This is a genomic window from Streptomyces sp. NPDC020965, from assembly GCF_044333555.1.
GTDB lineage: Bacteria > Actinomycetota > Actinomycetes > Streptomycetales > Streptomycetaceae > Streptomyces.
The window spans coordinates 66,407-87,819 of the sequence record NZ_JBIRRE010000006.1 but is presented as its reverse complement, the minus strand read 5'-3'; the positions used below and the strand labels follow the sequence as shown (position 1 = coordinate 87,819).

Annotated in this window: 20 protein-coding genes and 1 pseudogene; 13 read left to right on the top strand and 8 right to left on the bottom strand. The window is 64.2% G+C overall.

All coding sequences use genetic code 11. From position 1 onward, the window contains the following. Positions 1–34: 34 nt before the first annotated feature. The 3 genes from ACH4S7_RS19440 to ACH4S7_RS19430 form a co-directional block, all read right to left on the bottom strand. Positions 35–514, bottom strand: a complete 480-nt coding sequence (locus tag ACH4S7_RS19440) for a DOMON-like domain-containing protein (protein ID WP_398522446.1) — start codon at positions 512–514, stop codon at positions 35–37. Positions 515–622: 108 nt separating this feature from the next. Beyond that, complete coding sequence (locus tag ACH4S7_RS19435; RefSeq protein ID WP_398522445.1) at positions 623–1,411, bottom strand: inositol monophosphatase family protein; 789 nt, start codon at positions 1,409–1,411, stop codon at positions 623–625. Positions 1,412–1,429: 18 nt separating this feature from the next. Next, complete coding sequence (locus ACH4S7_RS19430; protein WP_398522444.1) at positions 1,430–1,891, bottom strand: NUDIX hydrolase; 462 nt, start codon at positions 1,889–1,891, stop codon at positions 1,430–1,432. A 413-nt stretch (positions 1,892–2,304) separates the two neighbouring features. Here ACH4S7_RS19430 and ACH4S7_RS19425 point away from each other — a divergent pair, with 413 nt between their 5' ends. Both ACH4S7_RS19425 and ACH4S7_RS19420 read left to right on the top strand, forming a co-directional pair. Then, positions 2,305–3,306 (top strand): diiron oxygenase, encoded by a 1,002-nt coding sequence (locus ACH4S7_RS19425; RefSeq protein ID WP_398522443.1) that lies wholly within the window; start codon positions 2,305–2,307, stop codon positions 3,304–3,306. A gap of 48 nt (positions 3,307–3,354) precedes the next feature. After that, entirely contained in the window at positions 3,355–4,575 is a 1,221-nt protein-coding gene (locus tag ACH4S7_RS19420) for an MFS transporter (RefSeq protein ID WP_398522442.1), read from the top strand. A gap of 150 nt (positions 4,576–4,725) precedes the next feature. Here ACH4S7_RS19420 and ACH4S7_RS19415 read toward each other — a convergent pair whose 3' ends face one another. Further along, positions 4,726–5,310, bottom strand: a complete 585-nt coding sequence (locus ACH4S7_RS19415; protein ID WP_398522441.1) for a hypothetical protein — start codon at positions 5,308–5,310, stop codon at positions 4,726–4,728. 559 nt (positions 5,311–5,869) lie between these two features. On the opposite strand from ACH4S7_RS19415, the gene ACH4S7_RS19410 reads away from it, so the two are divergent. The 11 genes and pseudogenes from ACH4S7_RS19410 to ACH4S7_RS19360 all read left to right on the top strand — a co-directional run bounded on the left by ACH4S7_RS19410 (position 5,870) and on the right by ACH4S7_RS19360 (position 16,772). Continuing rightward, on the top strand, positions 5,870–7,495 hold the full coding sequence (locus tag ACH4S7_RS19410) for a B12-binding domain-containing radical SAM protein (RefSeq protein WP_398522440.1): 1,626 nt from the start codon (positions 5,870–5,872) through the stop codon (positions 7,493–7,495). Between the two features lie 17 nt (positions 7,496–7,512). After that, positions 7,513–8,106, top strand: a complete 594-nt coding sequence (locus ACH4S7_RS19405; RefSeq protein ID WP_398522439.1) for a helix-turn-helix domain-containing protein — start codon at positions 7,513–7,515, stop codon at positions 8,104–8,106. Between the two features lie 81 nt (positions 8,107–8,187). Beyond that, positions 8,188–8,820 (top strand): DUF402 domain-containing protein, encoded by a 633-nt coding sequence (locus ACH4S7_RS19400; protein WP_398522438.1) that lies wholly within the window; start codon positions 8,188–8,190, stop codon positions 8,818–8,820. A 4-nt stretch (positions 8,821–8,824) separates the two neighbouring features. Then, positions 8,825–9,625 carry a hypothetical protein gene (locus ACH4S7_RS19395; RefSeq protein WP_398522437.1) on the top strand — a complete coding sequence of 267 codons (801 nt, stop codon included), beginning with the start codon at positions 8,825–8,827 and terminating at the stop codon, positions 9,623–9,625. Positions 9,626–9,641: 16 nt separating this feature from the next. Then, positions 9,642–10,637 (top strand): FomB family phosphonate monophosphate kinase, encoded by a 996-nt coding sequence (locus ACH4S7_RS19390; protein WP_398522799.1) that lies wholly within the window; start codon positions 9,642–9,644, stop codon positions 10,635–10,637. Between the two features lie 28 nt (positions 10,638–10,665). Next, the gene (gene aepX, locus ACH4S7_RS19385; RefSeq protein ID WP_398522436.1) at positions 10,666–11,973 is read left to right on the top strand and encodes a phosphoenolpyruvate mutase; all 1,308 of its coding nucleotides are present in this window, start codon (positions 10,666–10,668) and stop codon (positions 11,971–11,973) included. Next, positions 11,970–13,109, top strand: a complete 1,140-nt coding sequence (gene aepY, locus ACH4S7_RS19380; protein WP_398522435.1) for a phosphonopyruvate decarboxylase — start codon at positions 11,970–11,972, stop codon at positions 13,107–13,109. The genes aepX and aepY overlap by 4 nt, the downstream gene beginning before the upstream one ends. Beyond that, the gene (locus ACH4S7_RS19375; RefSeq protein WP_398522434.1) at positions 13,106–14,269 is read left to right on the top strand and encodes a phosphonoacetaldehyde reductase; all 1,164 of its coding nucleotides are present in this window, start codon (positions 13,106–13,108) and stop codon (positions 14,267–14,269) included. Before aepY ends, ACH4S7_RS19375 begins: the two co-directional genes overlap by 4 nt. Further along, on the top strand, positions 14,269–15,051 hold the full coding sequence (locus ACH4S7_RS19370; RefSeq protein ID WP_398522433.1) for a hypothetical protein: 783 nt from the start codon (positions 14,269–14,271) through the stop codon (positions 15,049–15,051). The genes ACH4S7_RS19375 and ACH4S7_RS19370 overlap by 1 nt, the downstream gene beginning before the upstream one ends. Positions 15,052–15,100: 49 nt before the next feature. Beyond that, positions 15,101–16,018 (top strand): ArsR/SmtB family transcription factor, encoded by a 918-nt coding sequence (locus tag ACH4S7_RS19365; RefSeq protein ID WP_398522432.1) that lies wholly within the window; start codon positions 15,101–15,103, stop codon positions 16,016–16,018. Between the two features lie 306 nt (positions 16,019–16,324). Next, positions 16,325–16,772, top strand: a pseudogene (locus ACH4S7_RS19360) (transposase). A gap of 219 nt (positions 16,773–16,991) precedes the next feature. Here ACH4S7_RS19360 and ACH4S7_RS19355 read toward each other — a convergent pair. The 4 genes from ACH4S7_RS19355 to ACH4S7_RS19340 form a co-directional block, all read right to left on the bottom strand. Next, complete coding sequence (locus tag ACH4S7_RS19355; protein WP_073797238.1) at positions 16,992–17,381, bottom strand: hypothetical protein; 390 nt, start codon at positions 17,379–17,381, stop codon at positions 16,992–16,994. Between the two features lie 400 nt (positions 17,382–17,781). Next, a complete protein-coding gene (locus ACH4S7_RS19350; RefSeq protein ID WP_398522431.1) occupies positions 17,782–18,099 on the bottom strand; it encodes a hypothetical protein in 318 nt (105 codons plus the stop codon). A 13-nt stretch (positions 18,100–18,112) separates the two neighbouring features. After that, positions 18,113–19,714, bottom strand: coding sequence for a hypothetical protein (locus ACH4S7_RS19345; protein WP_398522430.1), 1,602 nt, complete (start codon positions 19,712–19,714; stop codon positions 18,113–18,115). Positions 19,715–20,455: 741 nt separating this feature from the next. Beyond that, positions 20,456–21,184, bottom strand: coding sequence for an SDR family oxidoreductase (locus ACH4S7_RS19340; RefSeq protein WP_398522429.1), 729 nt, complete (start codon positions 21,182–21,184; stop codon positions 20,456–20,458). Positions 21,185–21,413: the final 229 nt, after the last annotated feature.

Here is a 21,413-nt window from a genome sequence, read left to right as displayed (position 1 = left end):
CGCACCCGATCGACACCGTACGGCGCAGCCCCACTCACGGCCGGAGACGGAATCCGCCGGGATGATGGAAATCGGGTCTCGGACCGGGGTGCTCCAGGGCCCAGTAACCGAGGCTGCCGTGGTCATCCTCGATCACGGCAGCCAGCGCAAGCTCGCCCGCGTGCGCCAGGCCGCGCAGGTCGACCCGTATATCGAGACACAGTCGATGCGGATCGCGGGTGACGCGGACCTGAGGAGACTGAATCGGAGAGACCCGCGCCATATGTGTGTGGTAGTCGTCGAAGGAGTAGAGCGCCCATTCCGTGGAGGGTGAGGAATTCAGCTCATAGTAGGAGAGAGAGCCCGATGCCCTGCGCACGAACATCTCGAAGCAGGTACGCTTCCACAGCCCGTCCGTGTGGCGCGGAATGCGAGGAGCGGGGATGCGCAGTCGGGAGAGCTCCGCATCCAATACGTACCGCAGGCTGAGGATTCCCGGCGTCCGTTCCTCAACGCGCACGTCGAGCCGGCGCACGATGCCGTTCTCGGGTGGAGCGAAGGGCTGGAGCGAGGCACTGCGAGGGAACCGTAAGGACATGGCAACGCGTTTCTGGTTGATGGCCGGAGCTGCCCTGCCCGGCGCCTACTGTTTCGCCATATCCGTCATGGCTTCATGGAAACCGGGAGCACAGGCCAGAATCGAGAAGTTCTCCGCAGTCTTCGTCAGCGGATTCGGGTAGTCCAGCGCACTGCCGTCCATGGCGGAGAAAGTTCCACCGGACTCTTCAATGACTACGTGCGCGGCAACGCAATCCCATATGCGATTGCGGCGATGCATGAAGCCACCGTACGCCCCTCTGGCGACCATCATGCAGTCGAATATGCTGTTGCTCATACGGACTCCGCGGCAGCGGGATGCGATATCGGCTAATATTCGGCAGTCGAGGGCTATCTCGGACGGATGGATGTCCATACCGTAAGCGATTAGCTGCTGCGCCAGCTGGCCGTCCGTCTCGATCTTCAACCTGCTTCCGTTCCCGTAGGCGCCTTGCCCGACCTCGGCTACGTACATCTCGGAAAGAGCAGGCAGAGCCACCCCGCCGGCCACTGGCTTGCCGTGACGGAGAATCCCCACCATGACACCGAAGAGCGGACTGCCCGCTGCGAAGTTGGAGGTACCGTCGATGGGATCGATCACCCAGGTGACGGATGACGTGCCACGTACTGCGACGGACTCTTCGTCGATGACGCTATCCTCAGGGAATTTCGCGAGGATTTGACCCCTGAGCCGACTTCCGATGACGACATCGGCAGGTGTCACCACCTGGTTGGGATCCGCACCCTTGATACGTGACGTCATGCTCCGCGGAAAGGACATGACCGCTTTCCCGGCATCCGCGAGTAGAGATTCCAGGAAGTTCGCGTAGGCCATCGACGTACGCTCCCTTACTCAGCGGGAATCAATGACGGTTCGTGAGTAATGCTCCATGATCGGAACCTCCGGAAAGATCAAGTCGGCCGGAAGGTCATCCACAGGAAAGATGCGCACTGCGTTCGCCTCCAGGGGATCGAGACGGAAGTTCCAATCACATGCTTTCGCTGTGTAAACGGTGGTGACATTGAAAACCTGATCACCATTCGGATACCGAAAGCGCTGTTCCTGACCGGAAAAGACGCTCAGCAGCGTCAACTCCTCAAGCTCCAGGCCGACCTCCTCCCTGACCTCGCGCCGTGCCGTCTCCTCCAGCGACTCCCCTGGTTCCATGAACCCGCCAGGAAGCCCCCAGCCTCCGGTGTCGGCCCGCTGGAGGAGCAGCACATGACGGGGGGAGTCCAGGACGATCACAGCGGCGCCGGGCAGAATGAGCGGTCGCGTACCCACCAGGGCACGCAGTTCTGGGATATAGCTCATCGGCGGTCCTTTGGTCGATGAAATGCGGCTCAGTAATGAGCGGACTGCGTCAGCAGCCACTTTCATCTGCGGCATCTGCGAGGGCAAGCATAACGACGCCCACAGGCCGACACATAGTGATTCGCTTCGGACCGAATCTCCCGTTTTGACCTATGTCCTTTCCGATGCGGTCGACGCCATCCAGATGCACTCGAAAAAATCCTGATCCGGACGTCTTGACAACCTGGCGCCGACTATAAGCATGATGAGTTGTCCGGGGATACCGTACGACGTTGGCTCGGTCGATCGGGGATCCCGATAGCCTCACGATCTCGAACTCGGACCGGTAAGAAAGATGCCCAGGATATGACCATCCGCGGCCTGTGCAACGGTATGTGTTCATCCTCTTCTCCAGAAGTGTGGGGAGCACCCTCGTGAATCATGTCCAGCCCCAGGGTTCGGTTTTCGAAAATTCCAGCCATGAGCCCCATATCGGGCCGAGTACCCTCAAGCGTCTTGTCGCGGCATGGCCCCGGCGATCCACCGTCCGTACGGACATGGCCGCTTTCATGGGGGCTGAAATCAATGCGTCGGGCGCGGTGGACTACCCCTTACACCTCATCCCCTTCGCCCAGCACCCACGCTTCCTCGATGCTTCCGAAGAGTCACGTCAGCTCGTGAACACATTGGCATGGCAGGCATATAACGCCCGCGTGATCGCTGCGGAAGAATACGTCGCTAATCCGACATTCGAAATGCTGACGCGGGGGGTGTTCCCGGGCGTCGAAAAGTACGAGGCTAAAGAGGCGGTACGGCAATCGCACATCGATGAGGTGTGGCACACCTATATGCATATGACGGCCATGCAGCGCACTAAAGAGGCGCGCAACCTCTCCGTAGAGCCGGACTACTCTCACCCGGTGACGAACAGGCGCCTGTTCGAGCTCATTGCGGAGCGCAGTGAAAAGTGGGAGCGGGACATACTGTTCCTGGTGTGGACGGTAGTCGGCGAGCTGCACATCAACAACTTTCTCGAATTACTCGCACACGACCGGACGATTCATCCCATGCACGCTTTGGTGGCCCGCCTGCACGCCAGGGATGAAGCTGCGCACGGTCCGATCGTGGCGGAGATCATGAAAGACATCTTCGTCCACCTCAACAAGGAACAGCGCGAACTCTTCATTCGTACACTGCCTGACGCGATCACGGCACTCGGAGCACAGGACTACGGGATCTGGTCTCATATTCTCCAATTCGTCGGGGTCCCGGGTGTCACCGAGATCCTCATGGATACCCGCAGTGCACCAGATACGGACATGATGCTGACGGATTTCTCCACAGTGGAGCGCCTGGTTCGTGACCTTGAAATCGAGGATCGCGTCGAGTACGACTTCACGAACAAGGCACCGCAACGGACCAGGGGCATGGTTTGACAAACTCGAATTCGCTCGTCCATGCCCTGGGAATAGGATAGTCCACTGGTGCTGCAACCCCCCGAAAAACTTCAACCGCCCAAGCAGCTCTGGAATCGGGATTTCACTCTCCTCTTCGCCGCCAGGACCGCTTCCATACTCGGCGACCAGATGCTCGTTCCGACCACCATCACGGTCGCGGTGCTGCAGGCGGGCTACGGTGTCACCGGCGTGGGGTACGCCCTTGCTGCCCATACCGCCCCGTTGGCCGCCTTCGTCATCCTTGGCGGCGTTCTCGTCGACCGATTCACTCCCGTGCGCGTCATGGTCATCGCGGATCTATCCCGGCTGATCCTCCATGGGATGCTCGCGTTGGCCTTCGCGGTCGGCAAGCCCAGCCTATGGCTGATCATCACGTTGCTCGCACTGAGCGGAATCGGCACGGCCGCCTTTCAACCCGGTTACGTGAGCATCATTCCGCGCACCGCCCGCGACGTTCAGAAGGCCAACGCGGCCATCCGCGTTGCTGAATCACTCGTGACCGTGGCAGGACCCGCCATCGCCGGCCTGCTCCTCGCCTTCTCGTCCGTGGCTGTCGTCGTCACGATCGACGCCATGACCTTCGGAGTCAGCGCCGCCTGTCTGATCGCCATGCGGCTGAAGATTCCTCGCTCACGGCAGCGGACAGCGATCCGTCGCGACCTCGTCCAGGGGTGGCAGGAGTTTCGTTCACGAAACTGGCTCTGGGGCGTCATCGTGATCTTCATGCTCTACCAGATGACGGTGAACGGGCCCTTCCTCACACTTGCACAGAGCCTCATCACCATCGAGCACGGCGAGAGCACTCTCGGCTTCATCATGTCGATGTTCGGCCTCGGGGCCGTTCTCGGCGGTCTGGCCGCCGCGCGCCTCAAGCCGCCGCATCCCCTGCGAGCCGGCGCCATCGCTCTGGCCGGCACCGTCTTCGGTCTGCTCGCGGTGGCCCTGGACCTGGCCCCGCCCCTGATCGCGGTCGGTTACGCCCTGCACGGAGCGGGTACGGCATTCTGGCTGGTCATGTTCCACTCAAGCGTACAGACGAAGATTCCTCCCGATGTATTGGGCCGCGTACATGCCTACGACGTGGCCGGCTCCCTCGTCATGCGACCGGTAGGCCAGATGGCGGCCGGCCCGGCCGCCCTGTGGGTCGGCGCCGTACCGGTGTTGTTCTTCTCCTCCGCGATGCTCTTCGTCACCGTTGGGCTGTTGCTCGCCGTACCGGCGATCCGCAATCTACGGAGGAGCGACTGACGCCCACCGTCGCCCGTGCGGATCAGACTCCGCGCATGACGAGGTGGGCGACACCAAGGTCGCCCACCTCGCGAGGAACCGGGGCCGCCCACTGCACCCCCGGGTCAACCACAGGCTGGCACCCCTGGGATCCCGGACACCGCTTCTCGCTCAGACCTCGATCTTCGAGGACAAGTCCTGGCAGAGGGTGAGGACATTCTTGATCCATTTGGCGGGGTCGTCAGCATCGAAGTCCCGCATCGTCTCCAGTTCCCAGTACGTGGCGAAGGGGAGCGTCACAGAGCCGGCAGCCAGGAACCGGCGCGCCCGCCACTTGGGAAGGTGACTTCCGTACTGCCCCTGCTCCTCCAACAACGCGTCGATGATGTGACCGAGGGCGATCCGGGCCGAGAGCACGGCACTCGTGAGGTCACCATGTTCCAGCTGCCCGAGGGCGTCTTCGACGGCCCTGTCCATTGCGCCGAGCGACCGGATGACCAGGATCGAGCGGAAAGCCGAGGCGTCGAGTTCGGCACGACGACGCGTCAACCAGTCCTTGCCGGCGAGCGGCACACATGTCGCCAGCCGCCCGAGCAGTATCTCCTCCCGCGGTGCGAGAGCGTCCCCACTGGCGGCCCGGACCTGATCGAACTCGGCCCAGGAGACCTTGGCGAGCATCTGGTCGAAATGCGTGTCCAGCCAGTAGGCGAGATCCCAGTTGCGATTGTCAGCGGAGAACGAGTGCCACCCGACCACCGAAGGTTCCAGAGGTACCGCGACCGCGACACGCTCCGGCCCCGACCATGGCTCCGTGGAGACCACGCAGAAATCGAGGTCGCTCTTGCTGTTGCTCCACCCGTGAGCAACTGACCCGACGAGCATGACCGCTTGGCAGGTGTCCGGGACCAGTTGCCGGCCCCTCATCATCTCCAGTGTCCGACTTGCGTCAATTCGCATCAGCGATCCCTTTTCAGAAGGAAAGGATGATCGAGTATATCGCCAGCAAGATGTCGGTGCATAATGATTCGCTAAGGACCGAATCCCTCGCACTCAGCAGGCGCTCCGTCCCGCGACAGCAGGAAACAACCCTTCAATGGCGCCCGCCGGCACTGCGCAACTAATGCGCCATGAAATGGCGAAAAGGATTCGACAGGCAGCCTGGGTTGAACGTTGACGAGATTTCACATGAGGGTTAACCTTGATCCTTCTTGCGCATCGGCCTCGTCTTTAAGTACACGGGAGTAGTTCGAGTCATCCTTCACCATGGGCTCCAGCTCCCTGGGAACGAGGTTCTTACAAGAGAAAGGGGGCGCATTTGAGTGATGCACGAAATCTTCTGACGATAGGTTCACTGGGTTCCGCTGAGTTCGCCCTGCATGGGAAACCATCCATCAGGTGGGGAGATTTACCCCAGCGGGTCGGCGTGAAGTCCGCACGGAGGTATCAGAAGGTCCTGCTGCTCAATCCCGCGGCCACCCTGTACCGACATGACCTGCCGCGTTGCACATATCCGCTGGGCATCGGGTACATCGCGGCCGTGCTGGAGAAGTACGACTACGAAGTCAAGGTCCTCGATGTCTTCGCCGAGGGTTACTACGACGCACGGCCGGTCGAAGGTGACCCGCAGTTCCTGCGCTACGGGCTGTCGGACGATGAGGTCATCAAGGTGATGGGTGAGTTCGCACCCGACGTCATCGGCGTGTCCAGCATCTTCAGCAACCAGGCCGACAACGTCCACAACCTGCTCCGCTTGGCGGGGCAGGTGGCACCCGATGCCGCCACGGCCATCGGCGGCGCCCACGCACGCTACTTCCCCAAGGCGTGCCTGGAGGATCCTGACCTCGACGCCGTGTTCCTCGGGGAAGGGGAGATGACGTTCCTGCTGTGGATGGAGTACCTCAATGGCACGGTGCACGAGGAGGAAGTGCACGGAATCGCCTTGCGGAACGCGGACGGTAAAATCCTGATCAAACCGGAGCTGCCGCTCATCAGCTCCATGCGGCCGGTCGGACCCGAGCACGGAAAATCGTCTCCCATGTTGAGCATGGCCGGGGAGTTGGATCACATACCGTTCCCCGCCTGGCACCACTACAACATGGAGAAGTACTTCGAGATCAAAGCCTACCAATCGCCGTACACGGTCGGCTCCCGAGTGGGACAGCTCTACAGCAGTCGCGGGTGCACAGCGCACTGCACCTTCTGCACGACCACTCACTTCTGGGGACAGAAGCTCCGGAGGCGGAGCGTGGACAATGTCGTGGACGAAGTAGTGAGACTGCGGGACGAGTATGGAATCGACGAGTTCCATATTCAGGACGACAACATCACGAACGACATGGATCACGCCCGTGAACTCTTCCGCGCCTTCCGCGAGGTGGGCCTGCCTTGGGCGACACCGCAGGGGACCGCCCTATGGCGGATGGACGAGGAGTTGCTCGACCTGATGGCGGCATCCGGTGCGTACCAGGTGACGTTTGCCATCGAGAGCGGGGTTCAGCGCGTCCTCAAGGATCTGATCAAGAAGCCACTCAATCTCAAACGCACCTCACACCTCATCAAGTATGCCCGCAGCCTGGGTATGCACGTGCACGGCTTCTTCATCATCGGTATGCCGCCGATGTTCGGGAACGCCGGCGAGACGATCGAGGAGATGCAGGCATCCTATGAATATGCAGAAGAGGCCGGATTCAGCAGCGCCTCTTTCTTCGCGGCTTCGCCGATCGTCGGCTCCGAACTTCTCCGTGAGTGTATTCGTCAGAACTTCGTGAATCCAGAGGAGTCTCTCTACCGTATGACCTACAAGCAGGGAATCATCAACGTTCCCGGTTTGTGGGGCGGTGAAGAGATCGCTGATCTTGCCGCGCAATTCAATCGCGACTTCAACTCGCGACGGGAACGTGCCTACACCCCGCAAAAGCAGTGGGACGAAGAGCAGTACTGACTCCAGGGAGGAATCGAGTGAGCAGCACCATGACGGCGGACGGCTTCGGAGCGCGGCTCAAGCAGCGGCGCGAACAGGTCAAGATGGATCACGCGGCCCTGGCAACGCTTCTCGGCGAAACACCGGAGGCCGTCGCCGCCTGGGAGGTCGGCGAGGGGGGAGAGCTCACGCTGGCACAGCTCGCCAAGATCGCGGACGTGCTCGGTACCTCGATCGGCGCGCTGACGCCGCCAGCGGAGAACGATCTCAACGACGGCGTCGTCATCCAGCTTCCTGCGGATCGCGCGATCCTCGAGGGCGTGCGCGATGACGTCGACTACTACGTCTACCACTGCCTGGTCCGCACGAAGAGGGTGCCTTCCCTGGTGCCTCTGGTGGTCGACGTGCTGACGGACAATCCGGATGAGGCGAAGTTCAACGCGGGCCACGCCGGGAGCGAGTTCCTCTTCGTGCTGGAAGGGGAGATCCATATGAAGTGGGGCGACCCCAAGGACCCACAGGAGACGGTGCTGCCGACCGGAGCCAGCATGTTCGTGGAGGAGCATGTGCCGCACGCCTTCACCGCGGCCAGGGGGACGAGCACCGCGAAGCTCATCGCCGTGAACTTCTGACCGTCGGCGTCACGGGTGGTCGCCCCATCCGTGACGCCGAACCCCGAGGGAACTGTCGAGGAGAGGGAGGGGCGCGGCGCGATGGCCGGAGCCGATGACCAGAACCCGGCGGCTCATGGCTTCGGCCATGGGGCGATTGTTGAACGACGGGACGTACTGGACGGTCGTCCGTGGCTCTCCTACCCCGTGCGGGTGGTGATCGACAGCCCGCGGTTGGTGGCGCTCTACCTCTCCCGCGGGACCCAGCTCCGCTTTGGAAGAGGCACGTTCAGGTGGGGGGCACACCCTTGGCAGCAGATAAGCGACTGCTGGCAGGGCGCCGGGGTCCTCCAGCTCCACCAACCAGGTCTCGCGCACTCCGTATGGGTGTGGAAGGACCGGGACACAGGTGCGTTCCAGAAGTGGTACATCAACCTCGAAGCACCGCTGAGGAGGAACGCCACCGGGTTCAGCACGCTCGACCACGAGATCGACCTCATCGTGCCGTCGGGCACCACCTCGTGCCGATGGAAGGACCTCGACACGTTCGAACAGCGCGTGCGGCGCGGGCATTTCTCTCCCGCAGAAGCGGTCGCGATACGAGTGGAGGCGGCGAGCGTCGCGCAGTCAGTCGCCACAGGCACTCAGTGGTGGGAGTCGAGCTGGTCGTCCTGGGAAGCACCGCACGACTGGGGTCCACTGTCCCTACAGACTCCCGAAACCGAAGGACTTTAAGGGAATGACTCCAGACTTCTTGGCCGTCAAAGTCGGCGGCAGCCTGTTCTCACGCAAGGATGAACCAGGCAACCTGGACGAGATGGCAGTGGCGCAATTCGCCAAGACCTTCGCGCGACTCAGCCACGCGCTTCGCGGGCGCATGGTCCTGATCAGTGGCGGAGGGGCCTTCGGGCATGGGGCCATTCGTGCTCATGACACGGCGAACTCATTCTCGCTCGCCAGTTTGACCGAGGCTACGTTCGAGGTGAAGAAGGTATGGGCCGAGCAGCTCCGCATGGCGGGGGCGGATGCCTTTCCGCTGCAGCTCGCGGCGGTGTGCACGCTCCGAAACGGCGTCCCGGAACTGAAGTCCTCCATCCTGGGGGAGCTACTGGACCGCGGGGTCCTGCCGGTCCTGGCAGGAGACGCACTGTTCGGCGATGACGGTCGGCTGCACACGTTCTCCAGCGACCGTGTGCCCGAGGTGATCTTGCCGATGGTCTCCGGTCGACTGCGGGTGGTGACCCTCACGGATGTCGACGGGATCACCACTGATGGTGCTGGTGGAGACCAGATTCTTCGGGAGGTGGACGCCCGGTCACCGGAGCGGGCTTACGCGGCGCTGTGGGGGAGCAGCGAGTGGGATGCCACCGGTGCCATGCACACCAAGCTGGATGCCCTCGTCGCGTGCGCGCGTGGCGGAGCAGAGTGTTTCATCATGCGCGGAGACCCCGCAGGAGAGCTGGACTTCCTGACCACTCCGTACCGCTCATGGCCGTCGCAGGTACGTTCCACACGCATCATTGCGACGGAACCCGCATGAAGAAAGGGCGCGCGGAATAATGGAGAACCTCACCATTCGCAGCAGCCGGCTCGTGAATCTCAACCTACTCAGAGTCAGAGTTTCCTCCAATCGTGAGAATTTCTCCGCCTACTCCTACTTCTCGTCCTTCTGTGCGAACCAGTCGTTGCCGGCGGACTACGAGGTCATCTGTATCGACCTGGACCGGGACGACGTGCCGGAGTCGGTCTATGCGGAGAAAGTTGACAGAACATTCAGGAGTAAGCGCTTCAAGGCCGGCTACTACCTCGTGCACTACTTCGGTGAACCCGCTCATCTGGTCACGGTCGGCCAGACGTTCTACGTGTTCGGCAGGGCCTTGGAGAAAACGGTCTGGCCTTATTTCGTCAAGCACATTCTGACGATCTTCGCGGCGGACCAGGGGTTCCTGCACCTCAAGGCCGCCGCGTTCGAACTGCCCGGAGCGGGCGCGACGCTGCTGATCGGTCGAAACGGTGCTGGAAAGACAGTCTTCCTGGCGCAGGCATGTCTGAGTGGCGCCCAGTTCATCAGCAACACACATGCCTTGGTACGTGACGGGGTGGTCCATGGCGTACCGTCCTCGATCCGGATCCGCCGCGACAGGTGCTTTGGCGAGCTGATCGACCGACACAGGCTGACCCCGCACATGGAGTCAGGGGACTACGTCACCGACGCGTCCACCCTTTTCGACAGCCCGCCGACCGACAGCGCGCCGGTGCGGAACGTCGTCATCGTCGACTACAACCCCGCATCACTACAGGGTCTCAACCGCATCTCGTCCCGTGCAGCCGAGACCTTCATGGACCAGTTCTCGTTCGCGGTCACCACATACGGGTTGAAGGACGATCTACTGGCGCATCACGGTTCAGATTTCGACTCGTACGTCGACTCCCTGGCCCGTATGCGAAAACATCTGACGGACCTGGTCGAGGATGCGCGGTGCTACCGAGTCAATGCCGACATGCTTGACAGCGATTCTCGATACGCCGTACTGAAACAACTTACCGAGTGAATCAGACGTCCATGGGAGAGGAATTCGTGTGAGTAGGCCAGTCGTCTACGTAGGTATGAGTGCCGACCTGATCCACCCTGGGCACATCAACATTATCCAGCGTGCCGGTGATCTCGGCGATATCACCATCGGCCTGCTGACCGACGCGGCGATCGCGAGTTACAAGCGGCTCCCTCATATGACGTTCGAGCAGCGCCAAGCGGTCGTCAAGAATCTTAAGGGCGTTACGGCGGTGGTGCCCCAGCACACGCTGGACTACGCGGAGAACCTGCGCTTGATCAGGCCCGACTTCGTCCTCCACGGCGACGACTGGCGCACCGGGGTGCAGAAGCACACGCGTGAGCGCGTGATCGACGTCCTGGCGGAGTGGGGCGGTGAGCTGGTGGAAGTCCCCTACACGACAGGGATCTCCTCCACCCAGTTGCACCGGTCGGTCAAGGAGATCGGTACGACGCCGAACATCCGACTCGCCAGGCTCCGTCGCCTGCTGGAGAGCAAGGAGATCGTACGGATCCTGGAGGCTCACAACGGCCTCACGGGGCTGATCATCGAGAACTCGAAGGTCGTCATAGACCAGCAGACGCGCGAGTTCGATGGGATGTGGTCGTCGTCTCTGACCGATTCCATCGCCCGGGGCAAGCCCGACATCGAAGCCGTCGACGTATCCCTACGGCTGCAGACGGTGAACGAACTCTTCGAGGTGACCACTAAGCCCCTTGTGTTCGACGGCGACACCGGAGGAAATCCCGAGCACTTCGGTTTCACGGTGCGGTCCCTGGAGCGGCTGGGCGTCTCGGCAGTCATCGTCGAAGACAAGGACGGACTCAAACGCAATTCACTCTTCGGCACGGACGTTCCGCAAAGCCAGGCGCCAGTGGAGGACTTCTGCGAACGCATCCGTGTCGGCAAGCGGGCACAGATCACTGATGACTTCATGGTCATCGCACGCATCGAGAGCCTGATCCTCGACAAGGGGATGGATGACGCCGTCGCCCGCGCCGAGGCATACATCGACGCCGGAGCGGATGGGATCATGATCCACAGCAGGCGCCCAGAGCCCTCCGAGGTGTTCGAGTTCTGCAAGCACTTCAACAAGCTGAGCAGGGGGGTGCCGCTGGTGGTGGTCCCGACCAGCTACAGCGGCGTGCGCGAGGAGAAACTTGTCGACGCGGGTGTGAACATGGTGATCTACGCCAATCACCTCATGCGGGCCGTCTATCCGCAGATGAGCCGCGTCGCCCAGTCGATCCTCCAGCACGGTCGCGCCCTGGAGGCCGAGCCCATGCTGGCGTCGATCAAGGAGGCCCTCTCCATCATTCCGGAGAATGCGGCGTGATCCGCCCCGCGGACTTCGCCGCCCAACTGGCGGCGGAGGGTGTGTCGCTCTACTGCGGGGTGCCGGACAGTCTCCTCAAGGACTTCAACGCCTGTGTCAGTGCCCTGACCTCCGGGACGGGGCATGTGATCGCCGCCAACGAGGGGAACGCCATCGGCCTGGCCATCGGTCACTATCTGCGCACCGGCACACCGGCCGTGGTCTATCTGCAGAATTCCGGCCTCGGCAACGCGGTGAACCCCCTCGTCTCGCTCGCCGACCCCGAGGTCTACGGAATCCCCATGCTCCTCCTCGTCGGCTGGCGGGGGAGGCCGGGCGTCCCCGACGAACCTCAGCACCGCAAGCAGGGCAGGATCATGGCGGCGCTACTGGACGCCCTGGAGCTGCCCTGGTCGGTGCTTCCGCAGGAAACGGACGCCGCCGGCGAGGCCGTACGGAAGGCGATCGCGCGCTCCATGGATTCCCGTACGCCGTACGTCTTCCTGGTCGAGAAGGGAACCTTCGACCGCACCCGGACCGAAGCTGCCGAGCAAGAGACCGGCCTGCCCACCCGTGAGCAAGCGCTGATCGCCCTGGTGGAGGAACTCGGCGCCGGCCGGGTGCTGGTGTCCAGCACCGGAATGCTCAGCCGAGAACTCGGTGAGCATCGAGAGCGGACCGGGAGCGAGGCGGGGCTGGACTTCCTCACGGTGGGCGGCATGGGGCACACCAGCTCGATTGCCCTGGGCATCGCCCTGCGCGAGTCGAAGCGGGAGGTGTGGTGTCTGGACGGAGACGGATCCTTGCTCATGCACCTAGGGGCCCTGCCCGTCATCGCGCGACACGCCCCGCGCACGTTGTTTCACGTCGTCTTCAACAACGGGGTGCACGACAGTGTGGGAGGGCAGCCCACTTCGATCGACCAGGTGGACCTGCCCGCACTCGCCAGGAGTTGCGGATACCGGCACGCGGTCGCCGTGTCGTCGGTGGACGCGTTGGGGGAGGAGCTCAACGGACTACGTGCTGCCGGGGGGCCGGCTCTGCTGGAGGTCCGCGTCAGGCCGGGCAGCCGCACCGGCCTCGGCCGGCCCAGCGCGACACCGACAGAGAGCAAGGAGGCCGTTATGCGCGGGCTGGCCGGACGGACGGTGCCGTGAAGCGAGCGTGCGGTGCCGTGAAGCAGGGGGAACCCACGGTCCGATACGGCCGAGGTGCGGTGGAGACGGTGCCGGCCATGTTGGAGACCCTCTCTGCGGACAAGGTCCTCATCGTGCACGGTCGGCGATCATTCGAAGAGTCCGGCGCTTCGACGATGCTCGCCTCCTTCGGACGCCGGACACGTGTCTGGCAGTGGCATGGCTTCTCCCCGAACCCGGACATTCGCGAGCTGGAGCAGGGGCTCGCCCGGGTCCGGGAGCTGAGCCCGGACGCCGTGGTCGGGGTGGGCGGGGGTAGCGCCATGGACATGGCCAAACTCCTGTGCGTGCTGGAAGCGGTTCCCCCCGCCGACCTAGCGGAGCACATTCGTTCCGAGGTGGCGATGGACGCACGGCGCATGAAGCTGGTCCTGGTGCCGACGACCGCGGGGTCGGGCAGTGAGGCCACGCATTTCGCCGTCGTATACATCGGCGATGACAAGTACTCGGTGGCTGGTCCGGCCGTGCGCCCGGACGCCGCCGTCCTCGACCCGGCGCTCAGCGAGAGCGGTACCGCCCATCAGCGAGCCGCGTCCGGCGTGGACGCCCTGTCCCAGGGCATCGAGAGCCTGTGGGCCGTCCAGGGTGACCAGGAGAGCCGTGCCTTGGCTCGACGGGGCGTGCGGATGCTGCTGTCGGGCATCGACGACTTCGTCCTCTCTCCGCACGCCGCCGCACGGCCCATGACGGTAGGCAGCCATCTCGTGGGGCGTGCGATCAACATCTCCAGGACCACCGGCGCGCACGCGCTGTCCTACGCGCTAACGCGCCGATACGGCGTGAGCCACGGGCACGCCGTGGCGCTCACCCTGGGGGCGTTCTTGGATGCCCATGCCCGGGCGAGCGCCTCGGACCTCCAATCGGCGGCCCGGCTGTCCACGCACGAGCGAGCCCTCGACGACATCGCGGGACTGCTGGGTGCTACAAGTCCCGTCGAGTCAGGCCGTCGCTTCGTCGCGCTGGCACGGCGTATCGGTCTGGCTATGAGCCTGTCCGACGTGGGGGTGACCTCGGCAGCCGAACTGCGCGGACTAGCCGCCGCCGTGAACATCCAACGACTTCGGAACAACCCGGTCCGCTTCTCCAGGGACGAACTCACCGATCTTCTCAAGAGGTGCTGATGAACGAGTCGGTGACACAGTGGCTGACCCCGCTCCAGGAGAACGGCCTCGTGCCCGAGGACGCCGTCGCGGCATTCGTCGTGGGTTCCGCCGCCCGGGGCTGGCACAACGCGCGCAGCGACTTCGACATCTACATCGTCACCCAGGGCGAACGCCTCTCAGCCACCGGCAAGTCCAGCCCCGTTCCCCTGGATCCCCCGTACGTGCAGAGCGAAATCTTTTACCACGAGGAGAGGCGCTGGGAGGTCACGTACTGGCTGGAACAGCAGATCGGTCAGATTCTCTCCAAGGTCTCCTGGGAGGCGTACGAGGCCGGCCAGGTCACCGAAGAGGCGCTGACCCGTCGCGAGGAATTGCTGCTGGCCCAGCTGGGAACGTGTTTCCCGATCCTCGGAGAGGACTGGACAACGCGGACGCGTTCGCGGTTGGTGGACTCCGCCTTCCGGTCCTTCGTCGTCGTCCGATCGCTCAGCGCCACGGATGACGCGGTGGAGGACGCCCTGGGGCAGATGGAGGCGGGCGACCTCGAGAGCGCCACGATCTCCGCGCGATTGGCCTTCAGGCACGCCACGGACGCACTGCTGGAGTCCAAGGGGGAGTACGGAAGCCATATGCCGAAGTGGCGGCCCAACCGCTTCCGGGCCTGCGTTCCCCGTGCACTCCCCTTCGACGAGTACTGGAAGATCGAAACGATGCACGGGTACGACTCCGCCGACCCGCGTCCGTGGATCAAGGACGTGCTCACCATCTGCCAGGACATCGCGATACGGGTGGAGGTCTGATGACACGGGTCATCCCGCGGGACAGGCGATCGTCCCGACGGGCCATGTCGTGATACGGCTCACCCTCGACGACGCGAGCCTCAGCACCGTACGGCTCACCTTCAGCCCGCTGTGGGAGACCGTGGGAAGCCTCGGCATCCTGGCGCGCTACCGCGGTGCGGCACCCTCTCCGTACACGGAATGGGCACGTCGGGTACGAGCCCGGCTGCCACTGGGCCTCATCCGGAACCTGGTCGAACCTCTGCGGCAGTCGGATCCACCGCTCTTCCCCTCGGGCTTCGTGCCGGTTCCCGACCCGAGCCGCAACAGTCTGGCGGCGGAGCTGGACCACGTCCGGGAGATGAACCCCGGGAATCCCGGCGCCGATCGCCTCATAGGGCTGCTGGAGGAGTACTGGGACTGGGCGATCGCCCCGCACTGGACGTCCATCCGATCCTCACTGGAGGAGGAGATCCTCTTCCGCGGCCGTACGCTCGCTGTGGAGGGAGCCGAGCCCATGCTCACCGAACTGGGCGGGCGCATCGCGTGGTCGCGGCCCGTTCTGACCGCGCCGTACCACCGGGATCTGGACATCGCGGTCAGCCAGTCAAAGCTGCTGCTCGTGCCGACCGTGTTCGCCGGCGGCATCCGCCTCTTCCTCCAGGAGCACGGCGTGGTGGCCATGTCCTACCAGGCGCGGGCGACGGGATACTTCCACGTCCTCACCGCGCGGGGATCCGCACCCGAGACCGAGGACCGGCTCGCTCTCCTGCTCGGCAAGGGCCGTGCTCAGGTGGTTCGCGCACTGGACGCGCCGAAGACGACGACCACAGTCGCGGAGGCGCTGGGTATGGCCAAGAGCACCGTTTCCCAGCACCTGGCCGTGTTGAACAGCACGGGAATCGTCTGGAAACAACGGCTGGGCGGACGTGTCTTCTACCAACTCGACCAGAGTGGCCACGCCTTGCTGCGGCAACTCGGGCTCTGATGCCCATGCGCCCATGCGGCCCTTCTGGGCGATGACGTCAGAAGCGGCTCGCTGGCTTTGTAGGTGTTTGCTGGGACCAGGCACACATTCCGTGAGGACGATCACCTGGCCCGTTACCTGTCACTGAGTGTGTCGGTCGATGGAGAGAGGTGAGGAGACGGCTACGGCATCGACGCCCTCCTGCTGCTGAGAGGCTGTTGACGGCCCGCCGCGCCAGGTCCAATTTTCGTACTCGAATATTCTGAGGCGAATAGGCGTCCGAGAGTCGAACGCGGAAACCAGTGATGCGGGGGTACGTGGAGTTGGATTGTTCCGGACGTGCTGTGGGAGATCGCCGAGCCGCTGATTCCTCCGTCGAGGTAGCGTCCGCAGGGCGGCGGGACGCAGGGCACGCCTGATGAGACACTGTTCGCGGCCACCGGGCCCTGAAACCCATGGTGCTCGGTCACCAACCGAGACACGACCCCCATCGCGGGCGTCACTTCAAGCCCCAGCGTCGGCATGCCGACTAGGCGTACGACATACCTGAGCTGCGGAAATGACTCCGGGGTAACGCATCGGCGTCCGGATCGCCCGCAAGGGAATCAAGCCCTCCGAGCGACTCGGGCGACGCAGGTGGGTGATCGAGCGGACCATGTCCTGGCTCATCGGCTACCGTCGGCTAAACCCCCGCTACGAACGCAACTACCTGGCCTTTCTCGGCATCGCCGCCGCCCTCTGCTGCTACAAACGACTTCTCCGCCTCACCACATAGGACACGGTCTAAGGATTGATCTTGAACGGTGGCGGCCCCCCCGGCGGTCAACCGCCGGGGGGCCCGCAACTTTGTCCTCCAGCAGTGGCGGGGGCTCCGTCGCACGCCACCACCACGCTCACCTGCTCGCCGCCCGCGCCGAGCTCGGCGGGTAGCTGGAGCTCCCAGCTACCTGTAACGGGCGCTTCAGGGGCGTGGTCATCGCAGAAGGCTGCGCGGTCAGCGCCGGCCGCCGCCGATGCGGCGGTCGTCGGCCAGTGCGGTCAGCGGGCCGAACTCGCAGGCAAGCTGGTTCCACGTCAGAACCTCGCCACAGCGGGCCGGGAACTCCTTCGGGTTGAACTCGGGCATGGTCCAGGTGCCAGTGCCCCGGTCCCGCAGCCACAGGTCCCCGTCACCGTCGACCACAGTCGGCGGGACCGGTACGGGCTCGGCCTGATCGGTGGGCTCCCAGGTGACCCGGCCCGGGTGGGAAACGCGGCGCAGCTCGGTGGTGGCCAGCCGCGCGGCCAAGTCACGGGTGGACTCTTCGGCGTCCTTGACCGACGCGAGTCGGAATGCGTCGTCAAGTACGGGCAGGGCTGGATTCTTGCTGCGCTTTGAACTCATACGCTGACTACCTCCGGTAGGGGGCGTCACATCCGTTATGGCACCCCGTAGAGGAACACGGTATCCGAGGCGGGAGCCGGGCCGGCTACGACCACTGTCGAGGTGGAGGCGCTGGCACACCGCGCGGCGAGCTCGGCGAAGATCGGCTCCAGGTCGGGTCGAGGAACCGTTTCACCGCTACTTTGCTGCACGCCGATGACGGGCGTGAGCCGCATGGGCGTGGTCACGCCCGGTTCAATGGCGCCCGGGCCGTCCGGGTTACCCACGCGCGTGGCGGGGTTCGCGGAGGGCGGTGCGGGCCGCCCCACCCACCCGCTGCGGCTGAGGCAGGGCATATGTCCGGGTGCCCGCCCAGCCGGACGGTGGCGGGTGATCCCCACTCTGCCCCGCTGCGCGGTACTCAGAGTGGTGCCGGTGGGAGGTGGGCGACCGTAGGCGGAGCCTGCTCGCGTGCGCGGAAGCCGAAGCTGACGAGGATGACGTTCTCTCCGGCGCCGAGAGGCGTCCGGCCGTGCGGCGTGAGCGCTCCGTCGAACACGACGCAGTCTCCCGGAGTGAGATCGCATGCGAGGGAGCCGTCGGCGTCGATGGAGACGGTGCAGCTCACCGTGGGGATCGCGGCGAGGTGCTCATGCTTGAGGCACAGGAGCACGTTGGCCTCCCCGAAGCGTTCACCGGCGGCGCCCTCGCCGGACTCGGCGGTTGGGAACCCGTCCACCGGCCGCCATGACTCAAGCTGTGAGGTCGGTGTGGATGGTGGCCAGCCCGTCCTCGTCAATGACGCAGCTTTCCCGGTCGGCCTTACGTTCCAGCCTGGCGATTGCAAGGGTTTGATCTCCGGCAATGCAGAGCTCCGACCGCAAGGGTGGCGTTCCGTAGTACACGCCGTTGTCGAAGGGGCAGTCGAAGATGGCCGGGTCGGGGCTAAGGCAACTTCTCCCCGGGGGCGGATGGCGTCGCGTGGGATGGTCGTACCCGGCGCAGTGCATCATCTCATGCACCAGTGTCTGTGATATTTCCTGGTTTCCTTGCGGGAAGAGGACTCCGAAGTTGACACTCACCTCCGATCCGTCGACGTATGCACTCCCATTCTGAGCAGGGTCGGTATTTACCGTGTGGTGGATGGGCCGGTTGTATGCCTGACGAAGCCGTTGCCGCTCCTCGTCCGACAGGTTGGTGCACCCTGACACGCGTGACACGGCAAATCTGTGGCGCTGGATCACCGCATCACGGTCTGCCGGTGAGATATTGCCCTCGAATGTGAAGTGATCGAGAGAGAGGTCTTCACCCGGCAACCGGAAATACGCCTCGTGGATCTTCTCGTCGACTCCCACATAGGCGACGTGCTGCACGTTGTCGGAACGCGTGACCCAGCTAGTGGGGCGGCTCGTGCCCGCCCTGGCCTTCGGCCCGCCTCCGCTGACAACGTTGTGCTCCCAGCGACCGCCTCCGGGCGCCAGCCGGAAGAAGGCTTCATGGATCTTCTCGTCGACTCCCAGGTAGGCGAGGTGCTGCACGTTGTCGGAACCTGTGACCCAGCTAGTGGGGGCGGCGCCTATCACCCCCGGTGGCCGGCCTGCGCCAGGAACATTGTGCTCCCAGTGGAAGCCTCCTGGAGCGGACCGGAAGAAGACCTCATGGACCCGTTCGTCGGTTCCCATGGAGGCAACGTGTTGCGTACGGTCGGAACGCGTGACCCAACTGGTGAGGCCGATGCCCGCGACCCCTGGCTGGCCCGCGCTGATGATGTTGTGTTCCCAGCGGAAACCTCCGGGCGCGAACCGGAAGAAGAGCTCGTGGAGCTGTGCGTCGCTTCCGATGTAGGCAATATGCTGCACGTCGTCGTAAGGCGTGTACCAACTCGTAGGGCTGGCGTACAAGGAGGCATTCGGCCAGCCCAGGTTAGGGACGTTGTGCTGCCACCGGGAAACACCTGGCGAGAACCGCTGGTAAAGCTCGTGGATTTGCTGATCGTGGCCGACGTAGGCGATGTGCTGCGCGTTGTCCGCCGGGCTGTACCAACTGGTAGGGCTGGTGGGGGCGGGCGTGGCCGTTGTCTGGCCTCTGCTGGGCGTGTCGAATTCCCAGCGGAAGCCTCTGACGAACCGGAAGAAGAGTCGATAGATGTTCCGGTCTTCCCCGACGTAGGCAATGTTCTGCGCCTGGCCACTGGCCTGAGTGGGCGTGTACCAACTCGTTGGGCTGCAGTCTTCCGCGGCTCTTGCCGGCATGTTGGTGAGGCCGCCGGGTTCCCAGCGGAAGCCTCCGCGTACGAACCGGAAGATGGACTCATGGAGGCGTATGTCGTCGCCGAGATAGACGATGTGCTGCACATTGTCATTGGCTGTGTACCAACTTGTGGGGCTGGTACCTGACGCGACTTTCGCCTGGCCTTCGCTGGGCACGTTGTGTTCCCAGGGCATGAGAAGTCAGCCCTTCGTAACGATGTCGGCTTCCTCGGCTCTGCGAGCCTGGCAGACCCCCGACGCCACCTCTCAGTCTGCGCCCCCCTCGGAACCCCCACAACTTGTCGGTAGGCCGGGCCCCGCAGCGAGCCACACACTCCTCGGGGGTATTCAACTGCGGGCCCGTCACGAGGAAGGGGTCCCCGCACCATCACCCCTCAGACCGGCTCCGGGGGGGGGCGACCGGCCGGCTGCCCCCCCCGGAGCCGGCGCGGTGACTTCGGTTCCCGTCCCGCCAGACGGGCTCCCGCCGCCCGGCAGCAGTACCGCGCGCCGCAGTGGTCCCGGCCGTCACGACTGGACACCCCGGCCCTGGTTCTAGCCGGGGCAGGGCCGCCCGTGCTCGTGCATCCGGGGGCGGAGCGGCCGACGGTTCGGTGGCCGGTCCGGGAGTTCCCCGTCGGTTCGCGCCTTGGTGGACGTCGTCGTGGCTGCCGGGCTCGGGAGGCAGGTCCGACTACGTCGATCGCGGCTGGCTGCGGAAATTGCCCGACCGCCGGTTCCTCGCCCGCCTGTTAACAGGACCGCCCGCGTCCCTTTGTGGGTTTGTCTCAGCGAACAGGTGAGGGGTGAGCATCTGCACTGGTGGTGTTGGGTCCGCGCGGGTGCTTACAACTGCTCGAAGTGGAAGGAGCGGATGAAGCAGTCGCGCCTTTGGCCGATTGCGAAGAGGACGCAGTCGAGCACGGATTGGGCGGTCAGTGGGTCACTTGCTGTCCGGGAGGCGTGCTCCCAGGCGGCGTCGAGTGGGTCGCCGTCCGTGAAGTCCGGTGGGTAGAGCGAGATGACACGGATGCCCTCGGGGCGGAGTCGGTGGGAGAGGACGTCGGCGAAGCCGGCTTGCGCGGCTTTGGCCGCGTAGAACGCGGGGTGTGCCTGAGAGCGGTGGTTCTGGGCTTCCGCGGCCGAGGAGACCAGGTTGACCACATCGGCGCCAGTGGAAGCGCGCAGCAGGGGGAGGAAGTGCTTGACCGTGAGTAGGGTGCCGGTGGCTCCGGATGCGATGGTGTCGGTGATCGCGTCGTCGTCGGCATCCCACAGATCGGGGCCTGTGAGGTAGCGGGCCCCGTTGTTGATCAGCACGTCCACATGGTCGGTGTGGGCGGCGACCTCCTCGGCGAACGCCCTTATGGAGGCTGGCTCGGCCAGGTCACAGCCGAACGCGTCAGCTCTCGCGCCGCTGTCGGACGCCACCTCGTCGGCCACTTTCTGTGCCGCGGCCTGAGAGCGTGCGGAGACGAACACACGCGCCCCCCACCGGCCTGCGTTCAAGGCCAACGCTCGCCCGAACCCACGCCCGGCCCCGGTAATGACCACCGTGCTCCCGGTGAGATCCATGCACGTACCTCCGCTGCGTTGATCACCGCGAGCGTACCCGTGGCGTCGACCACGATGGACCTCTCCCTCAACCGAAGCGCGATTGGGGAGATCCACTGAGCAGGTCTGGGGCGGACGTGAGCATCACCCAGTCGGATTTCAACGACCGCCATCAATGCTTTGGAGGCGTAACCGGATGACCTCCGGAGGCCGTTGGAAGCGTGAGACGAGTACCTGAGAACGCGCCGAG